Origin of the sequence: Mesorhizobium sp. B2-3-5, from assembly GCF_006442395.1 — a bacterium.
In the GTDB taxonomy this organism is placed as follows: Bacteria; Pseudomonadota; Alphaproteobacteria; order Rhizobiales; family Rhizobiaceae; genus Mesorhizobium.
Map to the genome: position 1 here is coordinate 1 of NZ_VFVX01000012.1, position 17,527 is coordinate 17,527.

General features: G+C 63.0%; 16 protein-coding genes, 1 pseudogene and 1 riboswitch. Of the genes and pseudogenes, 7 read left to right on the forward strand and 10 right to left on the reverse strand.

What is annotated here, in order from left to right:
* The 3 genes and pseudogenes from FJ958_RS15685 to araD1 all read left to right on the forward strand — a co-directional run.
* Positions 1-214: pseudogene (locus tag FJ958_RS15685) on the forward strand (ABC transporter ATP-binding protein); the annotation flags it as partial.
* Positions 211-1,503: a multiple monosaccharide ABC transporter permease gene (gene mmsB / locus FJ958_RS15690; protein WP_140744116.1), complete on the forward strand. Its 1,293-nt coding sequence runs from the start codon at positions 211-213 to the stop codon at positions 1,501-1,503. The pseudogene FJ958_RS15685 and the gene mmsB, both read left to right, overlap by 4 nt.
* 196 nt (positions 1,504-1,699) lie before the next feature.
* Positions 1,700-2,692 carry an AraD1 family protein gene (gene araD1 / locus FJ958_RS15695; RefSeq protein ID WP_140744249.1) on the forward strand — a complete coding sequence of 331 codons (993 nt, stop codon included), beginning with the start codon at positions 1,700-1,702 and terminating at the stop codon, positions 2,690-2,692.
* A gap of 199 nt (positions 2,693-2,891) precedes the next feature.
* Here the strand turns inward: araD1 and FJ958_RS15700 are convergent, their stop codons facing one another.
* On the reverse strand, positions 2,892-3,986 hold the full coding sequence (locus tag FJ958_RS15700; RefSeq protein ID WP_140744118.1) for a 2'-deoxycytidine 5'-triphosphate deaminase: 1,095 nt from the start codon (positions 3,984-3,986) through the stop codon (positions 2,892-2,894).
* Between the two features lie 91 nt (positions 3,987-4,077).
* A riboswitch (SAM riboswitch) is annotated at positions 4,078-4,155 on the forward strand.
* Between the two features lie 57 nt (positions 4,156-4,212).
* Between FJ958_RS15700 and FJ958_RS15705 the strand changes: the two genes are divergently transcribed.
* Positions 4,213-5,403, forward strand: coding sequence for an O-succinylhomoserine sulfhydrylase (locus tag FJ958_RS15705; RefSeq protein ID WP_140744120.1), 1,191 nt, complete (start codon positions 4,213-4,215; stop codon positions 5,401-5,403).
* A 27-nt stretch (positions 5,404-5,430) separates the two neighbouring features.
* Here the strand turns inward: FJ958_RS15705 and FJ958_RS15710 are convergent, their stop codons facing one another.
* Positions 5,431-6,582: a ceramide glucosyltransferase gene (locus tag FJ958_RS15710; protein WP_140744122.1), complete on the reverse strand. Its 1,152-nt coding sequence runs from the start codon at positions 6,580-6,582 to the stop codon at positions 5,431-5,433.
* 220 nt (positions 6,583-6,802) lie between these two features.
* On the opposite strand from FJ958_RS15710, the gene apaG reads away from it, so the two are divergent.
* The gene (gene apaG, locus FJ958_RS15715) at positions 6,803-7,195 is read left to right on the forward strand and encodes a Co2+/Mg2+ efflux protein ApaG (protein WP_140607669.1); all 393 of its coding nucleotides are present in this window, start codon (positions 6,803-6,805) and stop codon (positions 7,193-7,195) included.
* Between the two features lie 194 nt (positions 7,196-7,389).
* Here apaG and FJ958_RS15720 read toward each other — a convergent pair whose 3' ends face one another.
* The 3 genes from FJ958_RS15720 to FJ958_RS15730 form a co-directional block, all read right to left on the reverse strand.
* Complete coding sequence (locus tag FJ958_RS15720; RefSeq protein ID WP_140744124.1) at positions 7,390-8,424, reverse strand: Hsp33 family molecular chaperone; 1,035 nt, start codon at positions 8,422-8,424, stop codon at positions 7,390-7,392.
* 159 nt (positions 8,425-8,583) lie between these two features.
* Complete coding sequence (gene argF / locus FJ958_RS15725) at positions 8,584-9,495, reverse strand: ornithine carbamoyltransferase (RefSeq protein ID WP_140744126.1); 912 nt, start codon at positions 9,493-9,495, stop codon at positions 8,584-8,586.
* Between the two features lie 17 nt (positions 9,496-9,512).
* A complete protein-coding gene (locus FJ958_RS15730) occupies positions 9,513-10,712 on the reverse strand; it encodes an aspartate aminotransferase family protein (RefSeq protein WP_140744128.1) in 1,200 nt (399 codons plus the stop codon).
* 357 nt (positions 10,713-11,069) lie between these two features.
* Between FJ958_RS15730 and FJ958_RS15735 the strand changes: the two genes are divergently transcribed.
* A complete protein-coding gene (locus tag FJ958_RS15735; RefSeq protein WP_140744130.1) occupies positions 11,070-11,588 on the forward strand; it encodes a GcrA family cell cycle regulator in 519 nt (172 codons plus the stop codon).
* Between the two features lie 76 nt (positions 11,589-11,664).
* On the opposite strand, the gene FJ958_RS15740 is transcribed toward FJ958_RS15735, so the two are convergent.
* From FJ958_RS15740 to FJ958_RS15750, 3 genes are all read right to left on the reverse strand, one after another.
* The gene (locus FJ958_RS15740) at positions 11,665-12,672 is read right to left on the reverse strand and encodes a magnesium and cobalt transport protein CorA (protein WP_140744132.1); all 1,008 of its coding nucleotides are present in this window, start codon (positions 12,670-12,672) and stop codon (positions 11,665-11,667) included.
* Between the two features lie 94 nt (positions 12,673-12,766).
* On the reverse strand, positions 12,767-13,492 hold the full coding sequence (phoU, locus tag FJ958_RS15745) for a phosphate signaling complex protein PhoU (RefSeq protein ID WP_140744134.1): 726 nt from the start codon (positions 13,490-13,492) through the stop codon (positions 12,767-12,769).
* Positions 13,493-13,607: 115 nt separating this feature from the next.
* Positions 13,608-14,870 (reverse strand): ATP-binding protein, encoded by a 1,263-nt coding sequence (locus FJ958_RS15750; RefSeq protein ID WP_140744136.1) that lies wholly within the window; start codon positions 14,868-14,870, stop codon positions 13,608-13,610.
* A gap of 220 nt (positions 14,871-15,090) precedes the next feature.
* Between FJ958_RS15750 and ppk2 the strand changes: the two genes are divergently transcribed.
* Positions 15,091-15,999 carry a polyphosphate kinase 2 gene (gene ppk2 / locus FJ958_RS15755; RefSeq protein ID WP_140744138.1) on the forward strand — a complete coding sequence of 303 codons (909 nt, stop codon included), beginning with the start codon at positions 15,091-15,093 and terminating at the stop codon, positions 15,997-15,999.
* A 56-nt stretch (positions 16,000-16,055) separates the two neighbouring features.
* Here the strand turns inward: ppk2 and FJ958_RS15760 are convergent, their stop codons facing one another.
* Positions 16,056-16,820 carry an enoyl-CoA hydratase-related protein gene (locus tag FJ958_RS15760; protein WP_246679608.1) on the reverse strand — a complete coding sequence of 255 codons (765 nt, stop codon included), beginning with the start codon at positions 16,818-16,820 and terminating at the stop codon, positions 16,056-16,058.
* A complete protein-coding gene (locus tag FJ958_RS15765) occupies positions 16,817-17,455 on the reverse strand; it encodes an acyl-homoserine-lactone synthase (protein WP_140744139.1) in 639 nt (212 codons plus the stop codon). Before FJ958_RS15765 ends, FJ958_RS15760 begins: the two co-directional genes overlap by 4 nt.
* Positions 17,456-17,527 lie beyond the last annotated feature (72 nt).

A 17,527-nucleotide genomic window follows, 5' to 3' on the forward strand; every position in this document is an offset into this window, starting at 1 on the left:
CGCCAAATACGAGATCTACACGATCATCGCCCGCCTGGCCGCCGAAGGTAAGGCGATCATCGTCATCTCGTCGGAAATGCCCGAACTGCTCGGCATCACCGACCATATCTATGTGATGAACGAAGGGCGCATCGTCGGTGAAATGGCGGCGAGCGACGCCAGCCAGGAAAAGATCATGCGCGCCATCGTTCGGGGAGAAGGAAAAGCATCATGAGCACAGAGAGCGCTCCCGTACCGCAATCCGCCACTGCCGATGGCGGGGCGGATACGCCACGCTTCGCGGTCTCGGCATTGGTCACCAATCTGCGCGACTACGGATTGGTGCTGGCGCTGATCGCCATCATGGTGTTCTTCCAGTTCACCACGTCGGGCACACTGTTCAAGCCGCTGAACCTCAGCAACCTCGTGCAGCAGAACTCCTTCATCATCGTGATGGCGCTGGGCATGCTGCTGGTCATCGTTTCCGGCTATATCGACCTCAGCGTCGGTTCGGTCGCCGGCTTCATCGGCGCGCTCGCGGCCAACATGATGGTGACGTGGAATCTGGGCCCGCTCAGCAATCCGTTGGTCGTGTCGATCCTCTGCCTGATCATCGGCGGTGCCATCGGCGCGGCACAGGGCTATTGGATCGCCTATCATCGAATACCGAGCTTCATCGTCACGCTGGCCGGCATGCTGATCTTCCGCGGCATGTGCCAGGCGCTGCTCGGCGGTGGCTCCTCGGTCGGCCCGCTGCCGGATGGCTTCAACAAGCTGAGTTCCGGCTTCATCCCCGACCTGATCGGCCCGCTGACGCTGATTGCACCAACCGTGAATGCGGCGGGCAAGACCATCGTCGGCAGCGGCCTGACGCTGCATATGACGACGATGGTGATCGGGGTCATCGGCGTGGCGGCTTACATTTTCTTCGGCCTCAAGGCACGACGCACGCGTGAGCGGCACGGCTATCAGGCCGAGCCGTTCTCGCTCTTCACCGTCAAGACGCTGGTGATCAGTGCGCTTGTCCTGTTTCTCGTCTATCAGTTCGCCACCTATAAGGGCTTTCCGGTCGTGCTGACGGTCATGGCTGCGCTGATCGCGTTGTTCGTTTTCGTCACCAAGCGCATGACGATCGGCCGCCGCATCTACGCGATGGGCGGCAATCCCAAGGCCGCACTCCTGTCGGGCATCAACACCGAGCGACTGACCCTCTACGTGTTCATCAACATGGGCGTGCTGTCGGCGCTTGGCGGTCTGATCATCGCGGCGCGCCTCGGACAGGCGGTGCCGGCGGCGGGCCTCGGCAGCGAGCTCGACGTCATCGCCGCCGTGTTCATCGGCGGCGCCTCGGCGATGGGCGGCGTCGGTCAGGTCATCGGTTCGGTGGTCGGCGGCTTCATCATGGGCGTGATGAACAACGGCATGTCGATCATGGGCGTCAACGTCGACTGGCAGCAGGTGGTCAAGGGCCTGGTGCTGCTCGGCGCCGTGGTGTTCGACGTCTACAACAAGAACAAGGGCTGAGGCACCAGGAAGGCATACGGGTCACATCGCGGCGCTGCCGGCAACCGACTGGCACGAAGAAGTTCCCTCAAGGGACAGGCCCGCGAGCGCAATCCGAACGGAGAATTTCACCCGTGGCATGGGCAACGTTCCGGCCGCGCTTGGGAAGGTTTGCCAAGCTGGCAGCCATGCCAAGGCACATGAGAGAGGACTGATCATGCTGATCTCGCAGATTCTCGACGACGCCGAGACCATCCGTGTCGTTGCCCGCAACGGCGGCAAGACCCGGATCATCAACGGCGCTCGCAGCGTCTATTCGCTGGCGATGGAGGCTGCCCGCACCGGCATCGGCCTCGCCACCCTGATCGAGCGCAAGGGGCTCGGCGAGACGGTCGATCTCGACGCTGCCTACAAGAAGGGGCGGCTGTTGTCGCCGATCAATCACCCCGATCCGGCGCACCTGCATCTGACCGGCACCGGCTTGACGCATCTCGGTTCGGCGGCGACGCGCGATTCCATGCACAGGAAGCTCAGCACCGACGGCGAGGAACAGCTCACCGATTCCATGAAGATGTTCCGCATGGGCCTGGAAGGGGGCAAACCGGCGAAAGGCCAGGTCGGCGTGCAGCCGGAATGGTTCTACAAGGGAAACGGCACGATGGCGGTGGCGCCGGGTGCCGCCCTCCTGTCACCGGCCTTCGCCAACGACGCCGGCGAGGAACCCGAGGTCGCCGGCATCTATGTCATCGGCGATGACGGCGCGCCCTTCCGCGTCGGCTTTACGCTGTCGAACGAGTTTTCCGACCATGTGACCGAACGCGTGAACTATCTCTTCCTTGCCCATTCCAAGCTGCGCAACGCCTCGTTCGGGCCGGAGATCCTGATCGGCGACCTGCCGTCCGACATCAGGGGCACGTCGCGCATCGTGCGCGACGGCAAGACGCTCTGGGAAAAGCCGTTCCTGTCGGGCGAAGCCAACATGTCGCACACCATCGCCAATCTCGAACACCACCACTTCAAATATTCGGCCTTCCGGCAGCCGGGCGACGTACACGTCCACATGTTCGGCACCGCGACATTGTCCTTCGCCGATGGCATCAGGACCGAGGCCGGTGACGTCTTCGAGATCGAGGCCGGGGATTTCGGCCTGCCGCTGCGCAACCCGCTCGAGATCGAAAAGCCGGTGGGGGTGGCCGTGAAGGCGCTGTAAGAGTGTGATCTCCCCCCTAGTGGGGGAGATGGCCGGCAGGGCAGAGGGGGGCGCTGTCCCGCCGACCTATCAACTTATCAAAGTTCAGACTTCGGAAGTCTTCATCTGAGTATCAAAACACGAAGGCAGCGTTCCTTCGCGCCCCCCTCTGCCCTGCCGGCCATCTCCCCCACGAGGGGGGAGATTGGCAGCGCAAACCTCAGCGCGCGGCGCGAAAATGCTTCGACAGTTTCAGGCCCTGCGCCTGGTAGTTGGAGCCGAGATCGGTGCCGTAGAGCGCCTGCGGCCGCTTCAGCATGTGCTCGTAGACGAGCCGGCCGACGATCTGGCCATGGTCGAGGATGAACGGCACTTCGTGGCTGCGCACTTCGAGCACCGCCCGGCTGCCGGTGCCGCCGGCCGCCGAATGGCCGAAGCCCGGATCGAAGAAGCCGGCATAGTGGACGCGGAACTCGCCGACCAGCGGGTCGAAGGGCGTCATCTCGGCGGCGTAGAGCGGCGGCACATGCACCGCCTCCTGGCTGACGAGGATGTAGAACTCATCGGGATCGAGCACCAGTTCGCCGGCGCCGCTCTTGTGGATCGGCTCCCAGAAGTCGAGGACGTCCTGCGCCGCGCGCTTGTCGACATCGACAAGGCCGGTGTGATGCTTGCCGCGATAGCCGACCAACCCGTCACTGTCGCCATTGAGGTCGATCGACAGCGCGATGCCCCCCCCCGAAATGTTCGGCGGATCGGTGGCGACCAGCATCTCGGCGCGGTGCAATTCATGCAGTTCGGCTTCCGAGAGCAATGCGTTGCCGGTACGGAAGCGTATCTGCGACAGGCGTGAGCCGGTGCGCACCACGATCGGGAAGGTGCGCGGGCTGACTTCCAGATAGAGCGGACCGGTATAGCCGGCAGCGATCTTGTCGAACTCGTGGCCACGGTCGGTCATGACACGGGTGAAGATGTCGAGCCGCCCGGTCGAGCTCTTCGGGTTTGCCGAGGCTGAAATATCCGCCGGCAGTGCCAGGCTTTCGAGCAGCGGCACGATGTAGACGCAGCCGGTTTCGAGCACGGCGCCGTCGGTCAGGCTGATCTCGTGCAGCTTCAGCCGGTCGAGTTTTTCCGAAACCTTGTGGCTGGGACCGGGCAGAAAGGAAGCCCGAACCCGCCAGGCCTTGTCGCCGAGCCTCAGATCTAGGCTCGCCGGCTGGATCTGGTCTGCATCGAGCGCGCGCGGCGACTTCAGCGCGCCGGACTGGAAGAGCGCCGAAATGTCCTGATCGGGAAGAATGCCTGTCTGCCGCAAAGTCTTGCTCCGCTCGAAGGCCGGGCGAGGTCTGGTACAAATCTCTTAATGGAGCCGGCAATTGACGCAAGCGTGGCGCGGGTCTAAAGGGTCGTTATCCCGTGGTGATTTGGCCGGTCGGCTTGCAGCCACGTTAAACAAGTCGCTAAAGGACCGTCGGGCCGCAAGGCCGTATGGACCGGTTGCGACTTTCGCGGCCGGTTTTTTTGTGTCTGGAACAAAAGCGATGAGCACCAAGAAGCGTAACTGGAAGCCTCAGACAGCCCTCGTGCATGGCGGAACCCTGCGTTCCGGCTTCGGCGAGACCTCCGAGGCGATATACCTGACCCAGGGCTATGTCTATGAGACGGCGCAGGCCGCCGAAGCCCGCTTCAAGGGCGAGGAACCGGGCTTCATCTATTCGCGCTACGCCAATCCGACCGTCGACATGTTCGAAAAGCGTATGTGCGCGCTGGAAGGGGCCGAGGATGCGCGTGCCACGGCATCCGGCATGGCGGCGGTGACGGCGGCGCTTCTGTGCAGCGTCAAGGCCGGTGACCACATCGTGGCGGCGCGCGCGCTGTTCGGGTCCTGCCGCTGGGTGGTCGAGACGCTGGCGCCGCGCTACGGCATCGAGGCGACGCTGGTCGACGGCACCGACATCGCCAACTGGGAAAAGGCGGTGAGGCCGAACACCAAGCTGTTCTTCCTGGAAAGCCCGACCAACCCGACGCTGGAAGTGGTCGACATCACCGCTGTCGCCGCACTTGCCAATTCGATCGGCGCGCGGCTTGTCGTCGACAATGTCTTCGCCACGCCCTTGCAGCAGAAGCCGCTGCAGCTCGGCGCCCACATCGTCGTCTATTCGGCGACCAAGCACATCGATGGCCAAGGCCGCTGTCTTGGCGGCGTGATCCTTTCAGACAAGGAGTGGATCGACAAGAACCTGCACGACTACTTCCGCCATACCGGCCCCAGCCTGTCGCCCTTCAATGCCTGGACGCTGCTGAAGGGCCTGGAGACGCTGCCGCTGCGCGTGCGCCAACAGACGGAAAGCGCCGGCAAGATCGCCGACTTCCTTGCCGAACAGCCGCAGATCGCCCGCGTCATCTATCCCGGCCGCGCCGACCACCCGCAGGCGGATATCGTCAGGAAGCAGATGTCGGGCGGCTCGACGCTGATCTGCCTCGACGTCAAGGGCGGCAAGCAGGCTGCCTTCGCCTTGCAGAACGCGCTCGATATCGTGCTGATCTCGAACAATCTCGGCGATGCCAAGAGCCTGATCACCCATCCGGCCACGACCACCCACAAGAACCTGACGGACGAGGCCCGCGCCGAACTCGGCATCGGGCCAGGTACGCTCAGGCTGTCGGTCGGTCTGGAGGATACCGACGACCTTCTGGAAGACATCGCGCAGGCGTTGCAGGCGGCCAAGTAAGGCCTGCCTACGCGGCATCATGCGCTATCAGGCGCCAGACGGCGTCTCTTCCAGTTCGGCCGCCTTGGTGCCGATAGTCATCGCATTGCCGCGCCAGTCGACGGCGCCGCCGAGCCAGCCGCGTGCCCACATCGCTGGCAGGATCAGGTCGCGCACCATGATCGCCGCGACGATGCGCGACGACAGGTACCAGCCCTTGGACCAGGCCAGGGCACATTCCGGAAGGTAGAAGGCGGCCAAAACGGCGATGGCCGTCAGCGGCAGGCTGAAGCCAGCGCTTGCCGCCGCAACCAGCGCAAGCAGCAGCGGCACCACCGCGCCAGTCAGGATTTCAGGCGCGAAGAAAAGCGGGAAGGTGACGCGGCGCAGCCGCGCCCAGCGGGCCTGGCGCGACCAGATTTCGCCGAGCTTACGCCGGCCGAGCGGCTGCTCGAAAGGCGCGGCAACGAGATTGACGCGCAGGCCAAGCCCGTTCACCAGCTTGGTCGCGGCGGCGTCCTCGGCAATCTCGGCCGCCAGCGCGCGAATGCCGCCATTGGCATCCAGCATGGGCTTGTTCCACAGCATGCTCTTGCCTTGGGCAAAGCCAAGGCCGAGCGCCTCGCCGGCGTACTGCCAGCGCGCCTGCAGCGTGTTGAGAAAGGCGCATTCGACCTCCGCCCAGAAGCCATCGGGCCGCGAACCGATCGGCGTCGAGCAGACGAGGCCGGTATCCGGCCGCCATGCCGCCATCAAATGCTGAATGTAGTCCCTCGGCATCAGCACGTTGGAATCGGCAAGAATGACCCAGTTGTGGCGCGCCGCTTCCCAGCCCTTGACGCAATTGTTGAGCTTGGGATTGGCGCTGATGCGGTCATCGCCGATCAACAGGCGGGCTGGCACTTTGGGAAAGCGCGCCATGGCGGCACGGATCAGCGTGACCACCGGATCGTCGGCATGGGCGACGCAGAAGATCAGTTCATAGCGCGGCCAGTCGAGCGAGAAGGCGCGCTCCAGTGTCTCGTGCGTGAACGGCTCGACGCCACGCGATGGTACGACAATCGACACCGGCAGCGATCTGCCGGCTGGCGGTGCGATCGTGGTGCGCCGTTTCAGCTGTGAGGTGGCAAGCGCAATGCTGGCGGCGTTTGAAAGGATGAGTGCGGTCGAGAGCGAGGCGGCTATGAGAGTGAGTTCCATCGAGATCTGGTCACTCCAGAAAAGACGGCCCGCATGACGGCCGTTTCAACAGGTCGGCAGAGCGCCGAGTCGCCCGTGCGCGCACACCACCATTGTCATGTGTCACTTAAATGACATTCTTTGCCGCCACCTGCCTTTCAGGGTCACGCGCGACAAGACGCGCACGTTGACCTGCTCGCTGGGAGCGCCGAAAGGTACCGGATTGTTTTTGGAGCCGCTCATGTACCGCGCCGTCACGCGCAACATCGAAGTGCAGGTCAGGCCGTTCTATCTCGAGGATCGTTCTGACCCTTCGGAGAACCGCTACGTCTGGGGCTATCAGATAACGATCGACAACCAGTCGGACGAGTTCGTGCAGCTTCTGTCGCGCTATTGGCACATCACCGACGGAGCGGGCCGGGTCGAGGAGGTGCGCGGGCCAGGCGTTGTCGGGGACCAGCCCGAACTCAACCCCGGCGACAGCTATCAGTACACGTCAGGCTGCCCGCTCTCGACGCCGTCGGGGATCATGGTCGGGCACTACACGATGCGCAACAAACGCGGCGAGACGTTCGACATCGCCATCCCGGCCTTCTCGCTCGACCTGCCGGGGACAAAGCGGACCGTGAACTAGACCTCGGCGATTGGCGAGGTCCGCTGCGATGGCGTCACTGTACGGGGAGAAATGTGCGGCAGGGCAATGAGGGCGGCGGCTCGTGAGAACATACAAGCGCTGCGTGGATCCGCGCGATCGCTGCCGAGGGCCGCGCTGCCCCTCATCCGCCCTTCGGGCACCTTCTCCCCGTGAACGGGGAGAAGGCCGATACTTCACTTCTCAGCCGCGAATTCCGCCGGGTCGAAGTCATATTGCTTCGAGCAGAATTCGCAGGCGACATGGATGCCGCCGTCCTCGGTGCTGTCCTTGATCTCCTGCGCGGAGAAGCCCTCGAGGATGCCGCGGATCTTGTCCCTGGAGCATGAGCACTGGTCGGCGACGGGGACGCCGCCGAAGACGCGCACGCCATGCTCGTGGAACAGCCTGTAAAGCAGCCGCTCGGCGCCGATCGTGGGATCGATCAGTTCCGTCGGTTCGATGGTGCCGAGCAGCGCCAGCAATTCCTGCCAGGAATTGTCGGTGGGATCATGCATCTCCTCGCGCGGATCGCCATCACCGCCAGGCAGGTCCGGAACGCGCATGCGCTCGGACGCCTGCGGCAGGAACTGCGCCAGGATGCCGCCGGCACGCCAGTGCTCGCGCACGCCGCCGACGCCGGGCATCAGCAGCTTGGCCACCGACAGCCTGATGTCGGTCGGAATCTGTTCCGACTGACGGAAATAGGTGCGCGCCGCGTCTTCCAGCGTTTCGCCGTCGAGCTGGACGATGCCCTGATAGCGTTGCGTATGGGCGCCCTGGTCGATGGTCAGCGCCAGCACACCGCTGCCAAGCAGCGTCTGCTGGGACGTCTCGCCTGCCGCGACCAGTGCCTCGAGCCGATCCGCATCGAAGCGCGCGTAGGCGCGCAGCGCCGAGGGCGTGGAAAAATCCGCCACCAGCATGTCGACCGGCCCGTCGGTGCGCGTCTGCAGGATGAATTTGCCCTCGAACTTGAGCGAGGTGCCGAGCAGCACCGTGAGCACACAGGCTTCCGCGAGCAGGCGGGCAACCGGCTCGGGATAGTCATGGCGGCCGAGTATGGCGTCGAGCATCGGCCCGAGTTGCACGGTGCGGCCGCGTACGTCGAGCGGACCGACCTCGAAAGGCACGACATGGTCGTCGCCAGCGTAGCCGAACTCGCCGAGTTTGGGGTGATGTTCAGTCACTTGATGGGTTTCCAACATGACAAAGCTCCAGGGCGCGGCCATGCGGCCCCGGTGGGCACATGCGTCCAAACGCGCTTGATTTGCGTGATGCGGCGCAGATAGGGATCGCGCCCCCGCGGATCAAGCGCCCAGACCAGCGCCATGACACTTCAAGCGTCCAGACAACTTCAAGCACCAAGACACTTCAAGCACCAAGACACTTCAAGCACCAAGACACCAGGCGAGCACGGCCTTCTGGGCATGGAGCCGGTTCTCGGCCTCATCGAAGACCACCGAATGCGGCCCGTCCATGACCTCGTCGGTCACCTCCTCGCCGCGATGCGCCGGCAGGCAATGCATGAACAGCGCATCCGGCTTTGCCTTGGCCATCAGCGCAGCATTGACCTGATAGGGCAGGAAGACGTTGTGGCCGCGTGCACGATGCTCCTGGCCCATCGACACCCAGCTGTCGGTGACCACGCAATCCGCCTGGTCGACGGCTTCTTCGGCCGAGCGGGCGAAGCTGATCCTGCCGCCATTGGCCTTTGACCAGTCGACGTATCTTTCGAACGGATCGCTGCCCTCGGGCACTGCGACGTTCAGGTTGAAGCGGAAACGCGCCGACGCTTCGAGCAGCGAATGCAGCACATTGTTACCGTCGCCGGTCCAGGCGATGGTCTTGCCGGCAACCGGACCGCGATGCTCCTCGAAGGTCATGATATCGGCCATCAGCTGGCAGGGATGGGTGTCGTCGGTCAGGCCGTTGATCACCGGAACAGTGGCACTCTCGGTCAGCTCCAGCAGCCGCTCATGCGAGGTGGTGCGGATCATGATGGCATCGACATAGCGCGACAGCACCTTGGCGGTGTCGGCGATGGTCTCGGAGCGGCCGAGCTGCATCTCGGTGCCGGTCAGCATGATCGTCTCGCCGCCAAGCTGGCGCATGCCGACATCGAAGGAGACGCGCGTGCGCGTCGACGGCTTGTCGAAGATCATGGCCAGCACCTTGCCTTCGAGCGGCTTGGATCGCTCGCCCGCCTTGAGGCGCGCCTTGCGCGCCACCGCGTCCGTCAGCATGAAGCGCAGGTCGCCTTCGGAAACGGCGGAAAGGTCGGTGAAGTGGCGAACTGACATCGGCAATGGTTCCGGGATTACTTCGCGGCGGCCACGGCAATGGCATCCGCCAGGCCTTTGGCACCAGCGCGGATGCGGTCGAGCGCGTCGTGGATCTCGGCGTCTGTGACGGTAAGCGGCGGCAGCAGGCGGATGACGTTGTCGCCCGCCGGAACCGCCAGCAAATGCTGGTCGCGCAGCGCCATGTTCACCTTGGTGTTGGGCATCGCGCATTTGAGGCCGAGCATCAGGCCGGTGCCCCTGATGCCTTCGATGACATCGGGAAACTCATCGGCGACCGCGGCAAGTCCCTGTTTCATCAGCAGCGCCTTGCGCTGGACGTCCTCGAGGAAGCCGTCTTCCAGCACCACGTCGAGCACAGCGTTGCCGACCGCCATGGCCAGAGGGTTGCCGCCGAAGGTCGTGCCGTGCACGCCAGCGGTCATGCCAACAACCGCCTCGTCGGTGGCAAGGCAGGCACCCATCGGGAAGCCGCCGCCAATGCCCTTGGCGATCGCCATGATGTCGGGGGTGACGCCTGACCATTCATGCGCGAACAGTTTGCCGGTGCGGCCAATGCCGCACTGAACCTCATCATAGATCAACAGCAGCCCGTGCTGGTCGCAAAGCTGACGCAGCCGCTTCAGTGATTGCACCGGCACCGGACGAATGCCGCCCTCGCCTTGCACCGGCTCGATCAGGATCGCGGCGGTCTCAGGCGTAATCGCCTTTTCGGCGGCATCGATGTCGTCGAAGCCGACCTGGTCGAAGCCTTCGACCTTGGGTCCGAACCCTTCGAGATATTTGTACTGGCCGCCCGCCGCGATGGTCGCCAGCGTGCGGCCATGGAAGGCGCCTTCGAAGGTGATGATGCGGAAGCGCTCGGGATGGCCCTTGACGAAGTGGTAGCGCCGCGCCGTCTTGATGGCGCATTCCAGTGCCTCGGCGCCGGAGTTGGTGAAGAACACCTTGTCGGCGAAGGTGGCATCGGCCAGCCGCTCGCCAAGCCGGCTCTGCTCCGGAATCTCGTAGAGATTGGAGACGTGCCAGAGTTTTGCCGCCTGCTCGGTGAGGGCTGCGACCAGACGCGGGTGGCCGTGGCCCAGCGAATTGACCGCGATGCCGCCGGCGAAATCGAGATATCGCTCGCCCTTGTCCGTAACCAGCCAGGTGCCTTCCCCGTGGTCGAAAGCCAGGGGTGCGCGAGAAAAGGTCTCGAAAAGCGCCGAACCGCTCATTATATGCGTCTCCGGTACCGGAAAATCAAAAAAGCCGCCAAAGCGGCGGCCTTTGCGGCTTATCGGGTTTTTCGGCCATGAAGTCAACGAAAACGTCGCGTAGTGGCACGCGGCAAGCCCCCTGACGAGATGCCGGCTCATAAGCGACCGGGCAAGTTGGGGAAAACCGAAAAAACCGATTCGTGTTGCACTTGGGACTCTTGTCACCGAGTCAGCGCATAAGGTAATTGTAGTCGAGAAATAACTAGATTTCGTGCGGCGGACCTAATCACCAGATATATGTGGTGTCTGCCCCAGCAGTGGTGCTGGGTCGGGGATGGATTCTGATTGCCGCACGCTTAGCAGGAGCGCGGTCTCATGAACTGGACTGACGAGCGGGTCGAACTTCTCAGAAAACTGTGGTCGGAGGGTCTGAGCGCAAGCCAGATTGCTGCCCAGCTTGGAGGGGTCAGCCGCAATGCGGTCATCGGCAAGGTACACCGGCTGAAGCTCTCGGGCCGCGGTCGCGCAACAGCGACGCCGGCGCGCCAGAAGAAGGCGACGCAGGGCTCGACCGTCCAGAAATCGGTGGCGCGCGCCGCAAGCACGGCACGCCACGTCACGACATCGATCGGCGCGACAGCCCTTCAGACGCAATTCGACGCCGAACCGGTGGCGCGGCACTATATCCGCCCGGTCGAGAATGTCGTGATACCGATCTCACGGCATCTGCAACTCGTCGAGCTGACCGAGCGCACCTGCAAATGGCCGAATGGCGATCCGCTCTCGGAGGACTTCAACTTCTGCGGCAACGAGGCCGCCGAAACCGGTCCCTACTGCAAATACCACGCCCGCGTTGCGTTCCAGCCGGCGGCGGAGCGGCGGCGGAATCGTTAAGCGGAGTGAGTAGTGAGTAGTGAGTAGTGAGGGAATAGGCGACGAGCCGATCAACCACTACTGACTACTGACTTCCTCACAGCCACCCATTCTTGCGAAACCGCCAGTAGAGAACCGCGCAGATCAGCGCGATGACGGTGAGCACGATCGGATAGCCATATTCCATCTTCAGTTCCGGCATGTCGGTGAAGTTCATGCCGTAGATGCCGGCGAATGCGGTCGGCACCGCCAGGATGGCCGCCCATGAGGCGAGTTTCTTGGAGATCGCCGTTTCCTGGCTCTGACCCACCAGAAGACTGGCCTCGAAGGCGAACGCCAACACCTCGCGCAAACTGTCGATCTTTTCCTGGACGGTGCGGATGTGGTCGGTCACGTCGCGGAACAGCGGGTGCATGGCGGAATGGATCTGCGGCAGATCGGAGCTGGTCAGCCGGCGGCAGACCTCGACCAGCGGCAGCGCCGCATTGCGCAGGCGCAACAGATCGCGGCGCAGCATATAGAGGCGTTCAATGTCGGGACCGGACATCGGCTTGAGCAGAACCTTGTCCTCGATCGCCTCGACCTCGTCCTCGATCTGCTCGAGCACGGGCATGTAATTGTCGACGATGAAATCGAGAATGGCATAGAGGACGAAATCCTCGCCCTTGGCCAGCGAATGCGGGCAGCTTTCCCAATGCTGGCGAACGGCGGCATAGGACGTCGAAGGGCCATGCCTGACACTGACGATGTAGCCTGAGCCGACGAACAGATGCGTCTCGCCGAAGGTAACCCGTCCGTCGATCAGCTGCGCGGTGCGGGCGACTATGAACAGCGCATCGCCATATTGCTCGAGCTTGGGCCGCTGATGCGGATGCTCGGCATCCTCGATCGCCAGCTCATGCAGATGGAATTGCGCCTTGACGCGCAGCAAGAGGTCGCGATCGGGTTCGAGCAGCCCGATCCAGACGACGTGTCCGGATTTCCTGGCCCATTCGCCGGCTTCCTCGATCGGGATGTCGGCGATACGGCGCCCAGCCGTATAGACACTGGAGGCGATGATGCCTGATGTCGGCGGCGCGGACTTGAACTCCCGGACGTATTCCATCGCCACCTCCTGAGAGCAGACCCTTCAAGGCCCGAGGAGCTTAACGCCGGAATAGTCTAGCGCAATATGATCAAGCGTTCGAGAGGAAGAGCAGTCACTTTACTGGTAACGCCCCGGAAAGGCTGATCTTGTCCGTCTTGTCGCCCTTGGGCCGCTCGGCCGGCATCTGGTCGCCGGTGACGATGTAGTAGATCGTCTCGGCGATGTTGGTGGCGTGGTCGCCGATGCGCTCGATGTTCTTGGCGCAGAACAGAAGATGCGTACAAGGCGTGATGTTGCGTGGATCTTCCATCATGTAGGTGAGCAATTCACGGAACAGCGACGTGTACATGGCGTCGATCTGGTCGTCACGGTCGCGCACGAAGCCGATCTTGTCGACCGAGCGCGAGGCGTAGACATCGAGAACTTCCTTGAGCTGGGTCAGCGCCAAGTTGGCCAGGGCCTCGAGGCCACGGAACAGGCTGTTCGGCTGGCGGCCATCGGTGACGGCAACGACCCGCTTGGCGACGTTCTTGCCGAGGTCGCCGACCCGCTCGAGATCGGCGGAAATGCGGATGGCGCCGACGATCTCGCGCAGGTCCGTCGCCATAGGCTGGCGCTTGGCGATGATGATGATCGCCTTGTCGTCGATCTCGCGTTGCCCTTCGTCCAATACCATGTCGTCGCGGATCACCTTCTGGGCCAATCCCGGATCGGCATTGACCAGAGCGGCGACCGCCTGCTCGACCATCCGCTCGGCATGGCCGCCCATCGCCGCGATACGCTTCGACAGATATTTCAGCTCCTCGTCATAGGCGCTCATTATGTGCACGGACTGCATGGACGAAATGCCTTCCCACGGGGTGTTTTGATTTTGAGTCGTTTCCTCGAATCCCCGCTGATACGCTAGCGGGATGACAGAAAAAAGAAATGCTCTTGTGGAAAACTAGGGCGGTTTAGGCCGTCGGCAAATGGACCGAGAAAGCAGCGCCCTTGCCGACTTCGGACTTGATCGTCAGCCTGGCGTTGTGACGCGTCAGGATATGCTTGACGATGGACAGGCCGAGGCCCGTGCCTTTCTGGGTCCGGCTCGTCTCGACATCGATGCGATAGAAACGCTCGGTGATGCGCGGAATGTGCTCCTCGGGAATGCCGGGGCCAAAATCCCTGATGGTCACGTCGATGCCGGGCTCGGCCCCGTCGCTGTGCGCGATCGACACCACCACTCGGCCGCCCGACTGGCCATATTTACAGGCGTTTTCCAGAAGGTTTTCAAAGACCTGGAACAACTCGTCGCGATCACCCGGCACATTGAGGGGGCCCGCGGCGAAATCACGCTCGATGGCGACGCTGGTTTCGCGGGCAAGCGGACCAAGCGAATCGATGACGCTGTCGACGGTCTGGCGCAGGTCGACTTCGGTCCCCGGTTTCAGATAAGGCTTCATCTCCAGCCGCGACAGCGACAAGAGGTCGTCGATCAGGCGCGCCATGCGGCCGGTCTGGTTCTGCATGATCTGGAGGAATTGCTCGCGGGCCGCCGGATCGTTGCGGGCGGGTCCGCGCAGCGTTTCGATGAAGCCGGCGATCGAGGCGAGCGGGGTGCGCAATTCGTGGCTGGCATTGGCGATGAAGTCGGCGCGCATGCGATCGATGCGTCGCGCCTCGCTCTGATCCTTGAACACCAGCACATAGAGGTCGGTGCCGTGCCCGACCGAGGACGCGCTGACCCGGTAAGCCCGTTCGACCGGCAGCTTCTCGGTATAATCGACGACATCCGAGGCGATCGTGCCCGACAGCACGCTGTCGAGCAGGGTCTGCATTTCCGGCGCACGGAATTTCAGCGGCAGCGACAGGCCCGGCGCGATGCCGCCAAAGGCGGCAAAGGCGGCGGCATTGGCATGGACGATGGTGGCGGCCTGATCGAAGATGATCAGCGGGTCGGCGACGGCCGCCGCCAGATATTCGCCTGACAGGCGCTGCAGGCCGATCGCCTCGATCGCAGCGGCATTCTCTTCGGACTGGCGCATGCCCGCTGCCGGCAGGATCGCGGCCGCGAGCAACAGCAGCAGCGCCGGCACCAGCACATAGGCGGAAAGACCGGCGAAGGCAAAGGCGATCAGAACCGCCACGACACCCGCAGCAAGCAGCCAGCGGCCGTTCCACAGCCGGATCGCCATGGTTCGCGTCATACCTTTCTGCTCCGCCTCCAGGTCAGTCATTCGCTCGCACGCCCGCGTCCCATGCCTTCCCACCGGCCGGTGGCGGAAACTTCCGCCGGACCGCTCCCGCGCATGATCCCGAAAATCGGGAATCGATTTTCGGAGAGGATCATGTGCAAAATCAAAAGTGCTACAGCGTGTTTTGCCCGTCCAAACGGACGCGCGGCGCTGTGGTGGCTCCCAATAGCATGAGTCCGGATGGTTAAAAGGGTTCGTCTCGATGAAAAAAGCCAAGGAAGATTCCGCCGCGCCGACTTCAGGTCCGCTGAAAATCAGGATCGGGGGCGAGGAGCGGGAGTTCGATATCGAGAATCCCGAGCTTCCGGACTGGGTTGAGGACAACAAGCTGACCGCGGGCGGCTACCCCTACGACAAGAAGATGAAAAGCGACGAGTATGACCAGACGCTCGAGACATTGCAGATCGAACTGGTCAAGGCGCAGGCATGGCTGCAGGCGACCGGCAAGCGGCTGATGGCGCTGTTCGAGGGCCGTGACGCTGCCGGCAAGGGCGGCACGATCTTCGTGGTGCGCCAATACCTCAACCCGCGCACGGCGCGCAACGTGGCGCTGACCAAGCCAACTCCGACCGAGTTGGGGCAATGGTACTACCAGCGTTATGTCGACCACTTCCCGACATCGGGCGAATTCGTCACCTTCGACCGTTCCTGGTACAACCGCGCCGGCGTCGAGCCGGTCATGGGGTTCTGCACGCCCGAACAGCACGAGAAGTTTCTCGACGAGACACCGCATTTCGAACGGCTGATCGTCAATGACGACATCCACTTCTTCAAGTTCTGGCTGAATATCGGTCAGGAAACGCAGCTCGAGCGTTTTCACGATCGCCGCTATAGTCCGTTGAAGAACTGGAAGTTCTCGCCGATCGACATTGCAGGCATCACCAAATGGGACGATTACACCAAGGCGCGCGACACCATGTTAGAGCGTACGCACAAGGAATTCGCGCCATGGATCATCGTGCACGCCAACGACAAGCGCCGCGCGCGGCTGGCGGTAATGCGGCGCATCCTTCTGTCCCTGCCCTATGAGGGGCGTGATCTCGATGTCGTCGGCAAGGAAGACAAGAAGATCATCGGCGAAGGACCGTCATTCCTTGGAAAACAGGACTGACGCTTCCGCGCCGCGCGGATATTTGTCTGCGCGGCGCAATTTCCTGGCGCGATCGCTCAAGCCGCGAGCCGGGCAATGCGCTGCAGGCGCCGCAGCGTGGCGTCATCCTGCAGCGCCTGCTGGAACAGCGATATCTCCTGGTCGATGCGATCGCACAGCGCGTTGGTGTTGCCCTTGAGCAGGCCGCGCGTCTGCAGCAAGGCAGCCACCGGCTTCTTGGCAAGTTGCCTTGCCCGCCCAAGCGCCGCCTGCTCCACGCCGTCAGGCACGATCTCGGCGACGAGGCCAAGCGCCTTGGCGTCCTCGGCATGAAGCGTGTCGCCGAGGCAGAAGAAGCGGAAGGCGCCGGCATAGCCGAGCTTCTGTGGCGCCAGGATGCTGGTCGCCGCGTCCGGCACAAGGCCGAAATCGACGAACGGCACGCGGAATGTGCTGTCACCCGAGGCGATCACCATGTCGCAATGGAACAGGATGGTGCAGCCGACGCCGACGGCGTCGCCGTCGACGCAGGCCAGGATGGGCTTGGGAAACGTCGCCAGCGTGCGGAACATGTCGGTGACGGCGGCGATCAGCTTCTGATGCTTGGTAGCGTCGAGGAATTCGGAAAAGTCGCCGCCGAGGCAGAAGCAGCCTGCCAGGCCACGCAGCACGACGACACGCACCTCGTCATTGTCGGCGGCTTCGTGGAACGTCCTGGCAAGGCTTTCATAGGCCCTTCTGTCGAGCACGGGCCGGCCGTCATTCGACGACACGGTGACGATCAGCGTGTGGTTGCGCAGTTCAGGTTGCGGGTGCAGATCCATGGCCGTTTCCGATCTCATGACGCCCTCCTTTGCCCGAACATGTCAGGATATCCCCTGACAAGAACCGGGGCATGATGGTTGCGGCGCGAGCGCACCACGTTCAGCGTGTGCTCATTGAAGGTGAGCAGCGTCGCCACGACTTGCTGATTGCCATAGGTGCGCTGATAGCCCAGCGGCGTCGCCAGGAAATGCAGTTGCAACGCGCGCAAGACCCACATCGGCTCGAACTCGATGATCACCTTGTCGACGCCGCGCTTCAGCCCCCATTCGACGAATCCGGCTATCAATTCGGTGCCGACGGTCGAAACGCCGCGACGGCCATCGCGGAATCCAGGAGCCACCGCATAACGGGTCAACTCCCAGATGTCGGGACCCGATGGCGGCGTTCCTTCGGAAAGATCGGTCAAAACCGAGGTCAGCAGATGCGGCCGCGTGGTCGGCAACATCCGCTGGTAGCCCGCGACCTCGTTGCCAATGATGACGATCTGATGCACCGCCTCGTCATGATCGAACTGATCGACCTCGAACCCGTCCGGGCGCCGCAGGTCCTCCCACCCCATCTCCTCGACAAATATCTTGTAGCGCAGGCGATGGACGGCCTCCCAAAGGTCTGGACGTTCCATCAACTCGTGGGTTGTAAGACAAAAAAGCATCTGCCGTCTCCTGTGTTCAGAGGATGATACGGCCGTGCTTCAACAAGAAAATTGCGTGATCACGTAGGCGGG

Coding starts and splice junctions, on each gene's coding strand:
- ppk2 (WP_140744138.1), top strand. CDS start 15,091: ATGAAAAAAGCCAAGGAAGATTCCGCCGCGCCGACTTCAGGTCCGCTG.
- apaG (WP_140607669.1), top strand. CDS start 6,803: ATGTACCGCGCCGTCACGCGCAACATCGAAGTGCAGGTCAGGCCGTTC.
- FJ958_RS15765 (WP_140744139.1), bottom strand. CDS start 17,455: ATGCTTTTTTGTCTTACAACCCACGAGTTGATGGAACGTCCAGACCTT.
- araD1 (WP_140744249.1), top strand. CDS start 1,700: ATGCTGATCTCGCAGATTCTCGACGACGCCGAGACCATCCGTGTCGTT.
- FJ958_RS15760 (WP_246679608.1), bottom strand. CDS start 16,820: ATGAGATCGGAAACGGCCATGGATCTGCACCCGCAACCTGAACTGCGC.
- mmsB (WP_140744116.1), top strand. CDS start 211: ATGAGCACAGAGAGCGCTCCCGTACCGCAATCCGCCACTGCCGATGGC.
- phoU (WP_140744134.1), bottom strand. CDS start 13,492: ATGCAGTCCGTGCACATAATGAGCGCCTATGACGAGGAGCTGAAATAT.
- FJ958_RS15705 (WP_140744120.1), top strand. CDS start 4,213: ATGAGCACCAAGAAGCGTAACTGGAAGCCTCAGACAGCCCTCGTGCAT.
- argF (WP_140744126.1), bottom strand. CDS start 9,495: ATGTCAGTTCGCCACTTCACCGACCTTTCCGCCGTTTCCGAAGGCGAC.
- FJ958_RS15730 (WP_140744128.1), bottom strand. CDS start 10,712: ATGAGCGGTTCGGCGCTTTTCGAGACCTTTTCTCGCGCACCCCTGGCT.
- FJ958_RS15720 (WP_140744124.1), bottom strand. CDS start 8,424: ATGGCCGCGCCCTGGAGCTTTGTCATGTTGGAAACCCATCAAGTGACT.
- FJ958_RS15735 (WP_140744130.1), top strand. CDS start 11,070: ATGAACTGGACTGACGAGCGGGTCGAACTTCTCAGAAAACTGTGGTCG.
- FJ958_RS15750 (WP_140744136.1), bottom strand. CDS start 14,870: ATGACTGACCTGGAGGCGGAGCAGAAAGGTATGACGCGAACCATGGCG.
- FJ958_RS15740 (WP_140744132.1), bottom strand. CDS start 12,672: ATGGAATACGTCCGGGAGTTCAAGTCCGCGCCGCCGACATCAGGCATC.
- FJ958_RS15710 (WP_140744122.1), bottom strand. CDS start 6,582: ATGGAACTCACTCTCATAGCCGCCTCGCTCTCGACCGCACTCATCCTT.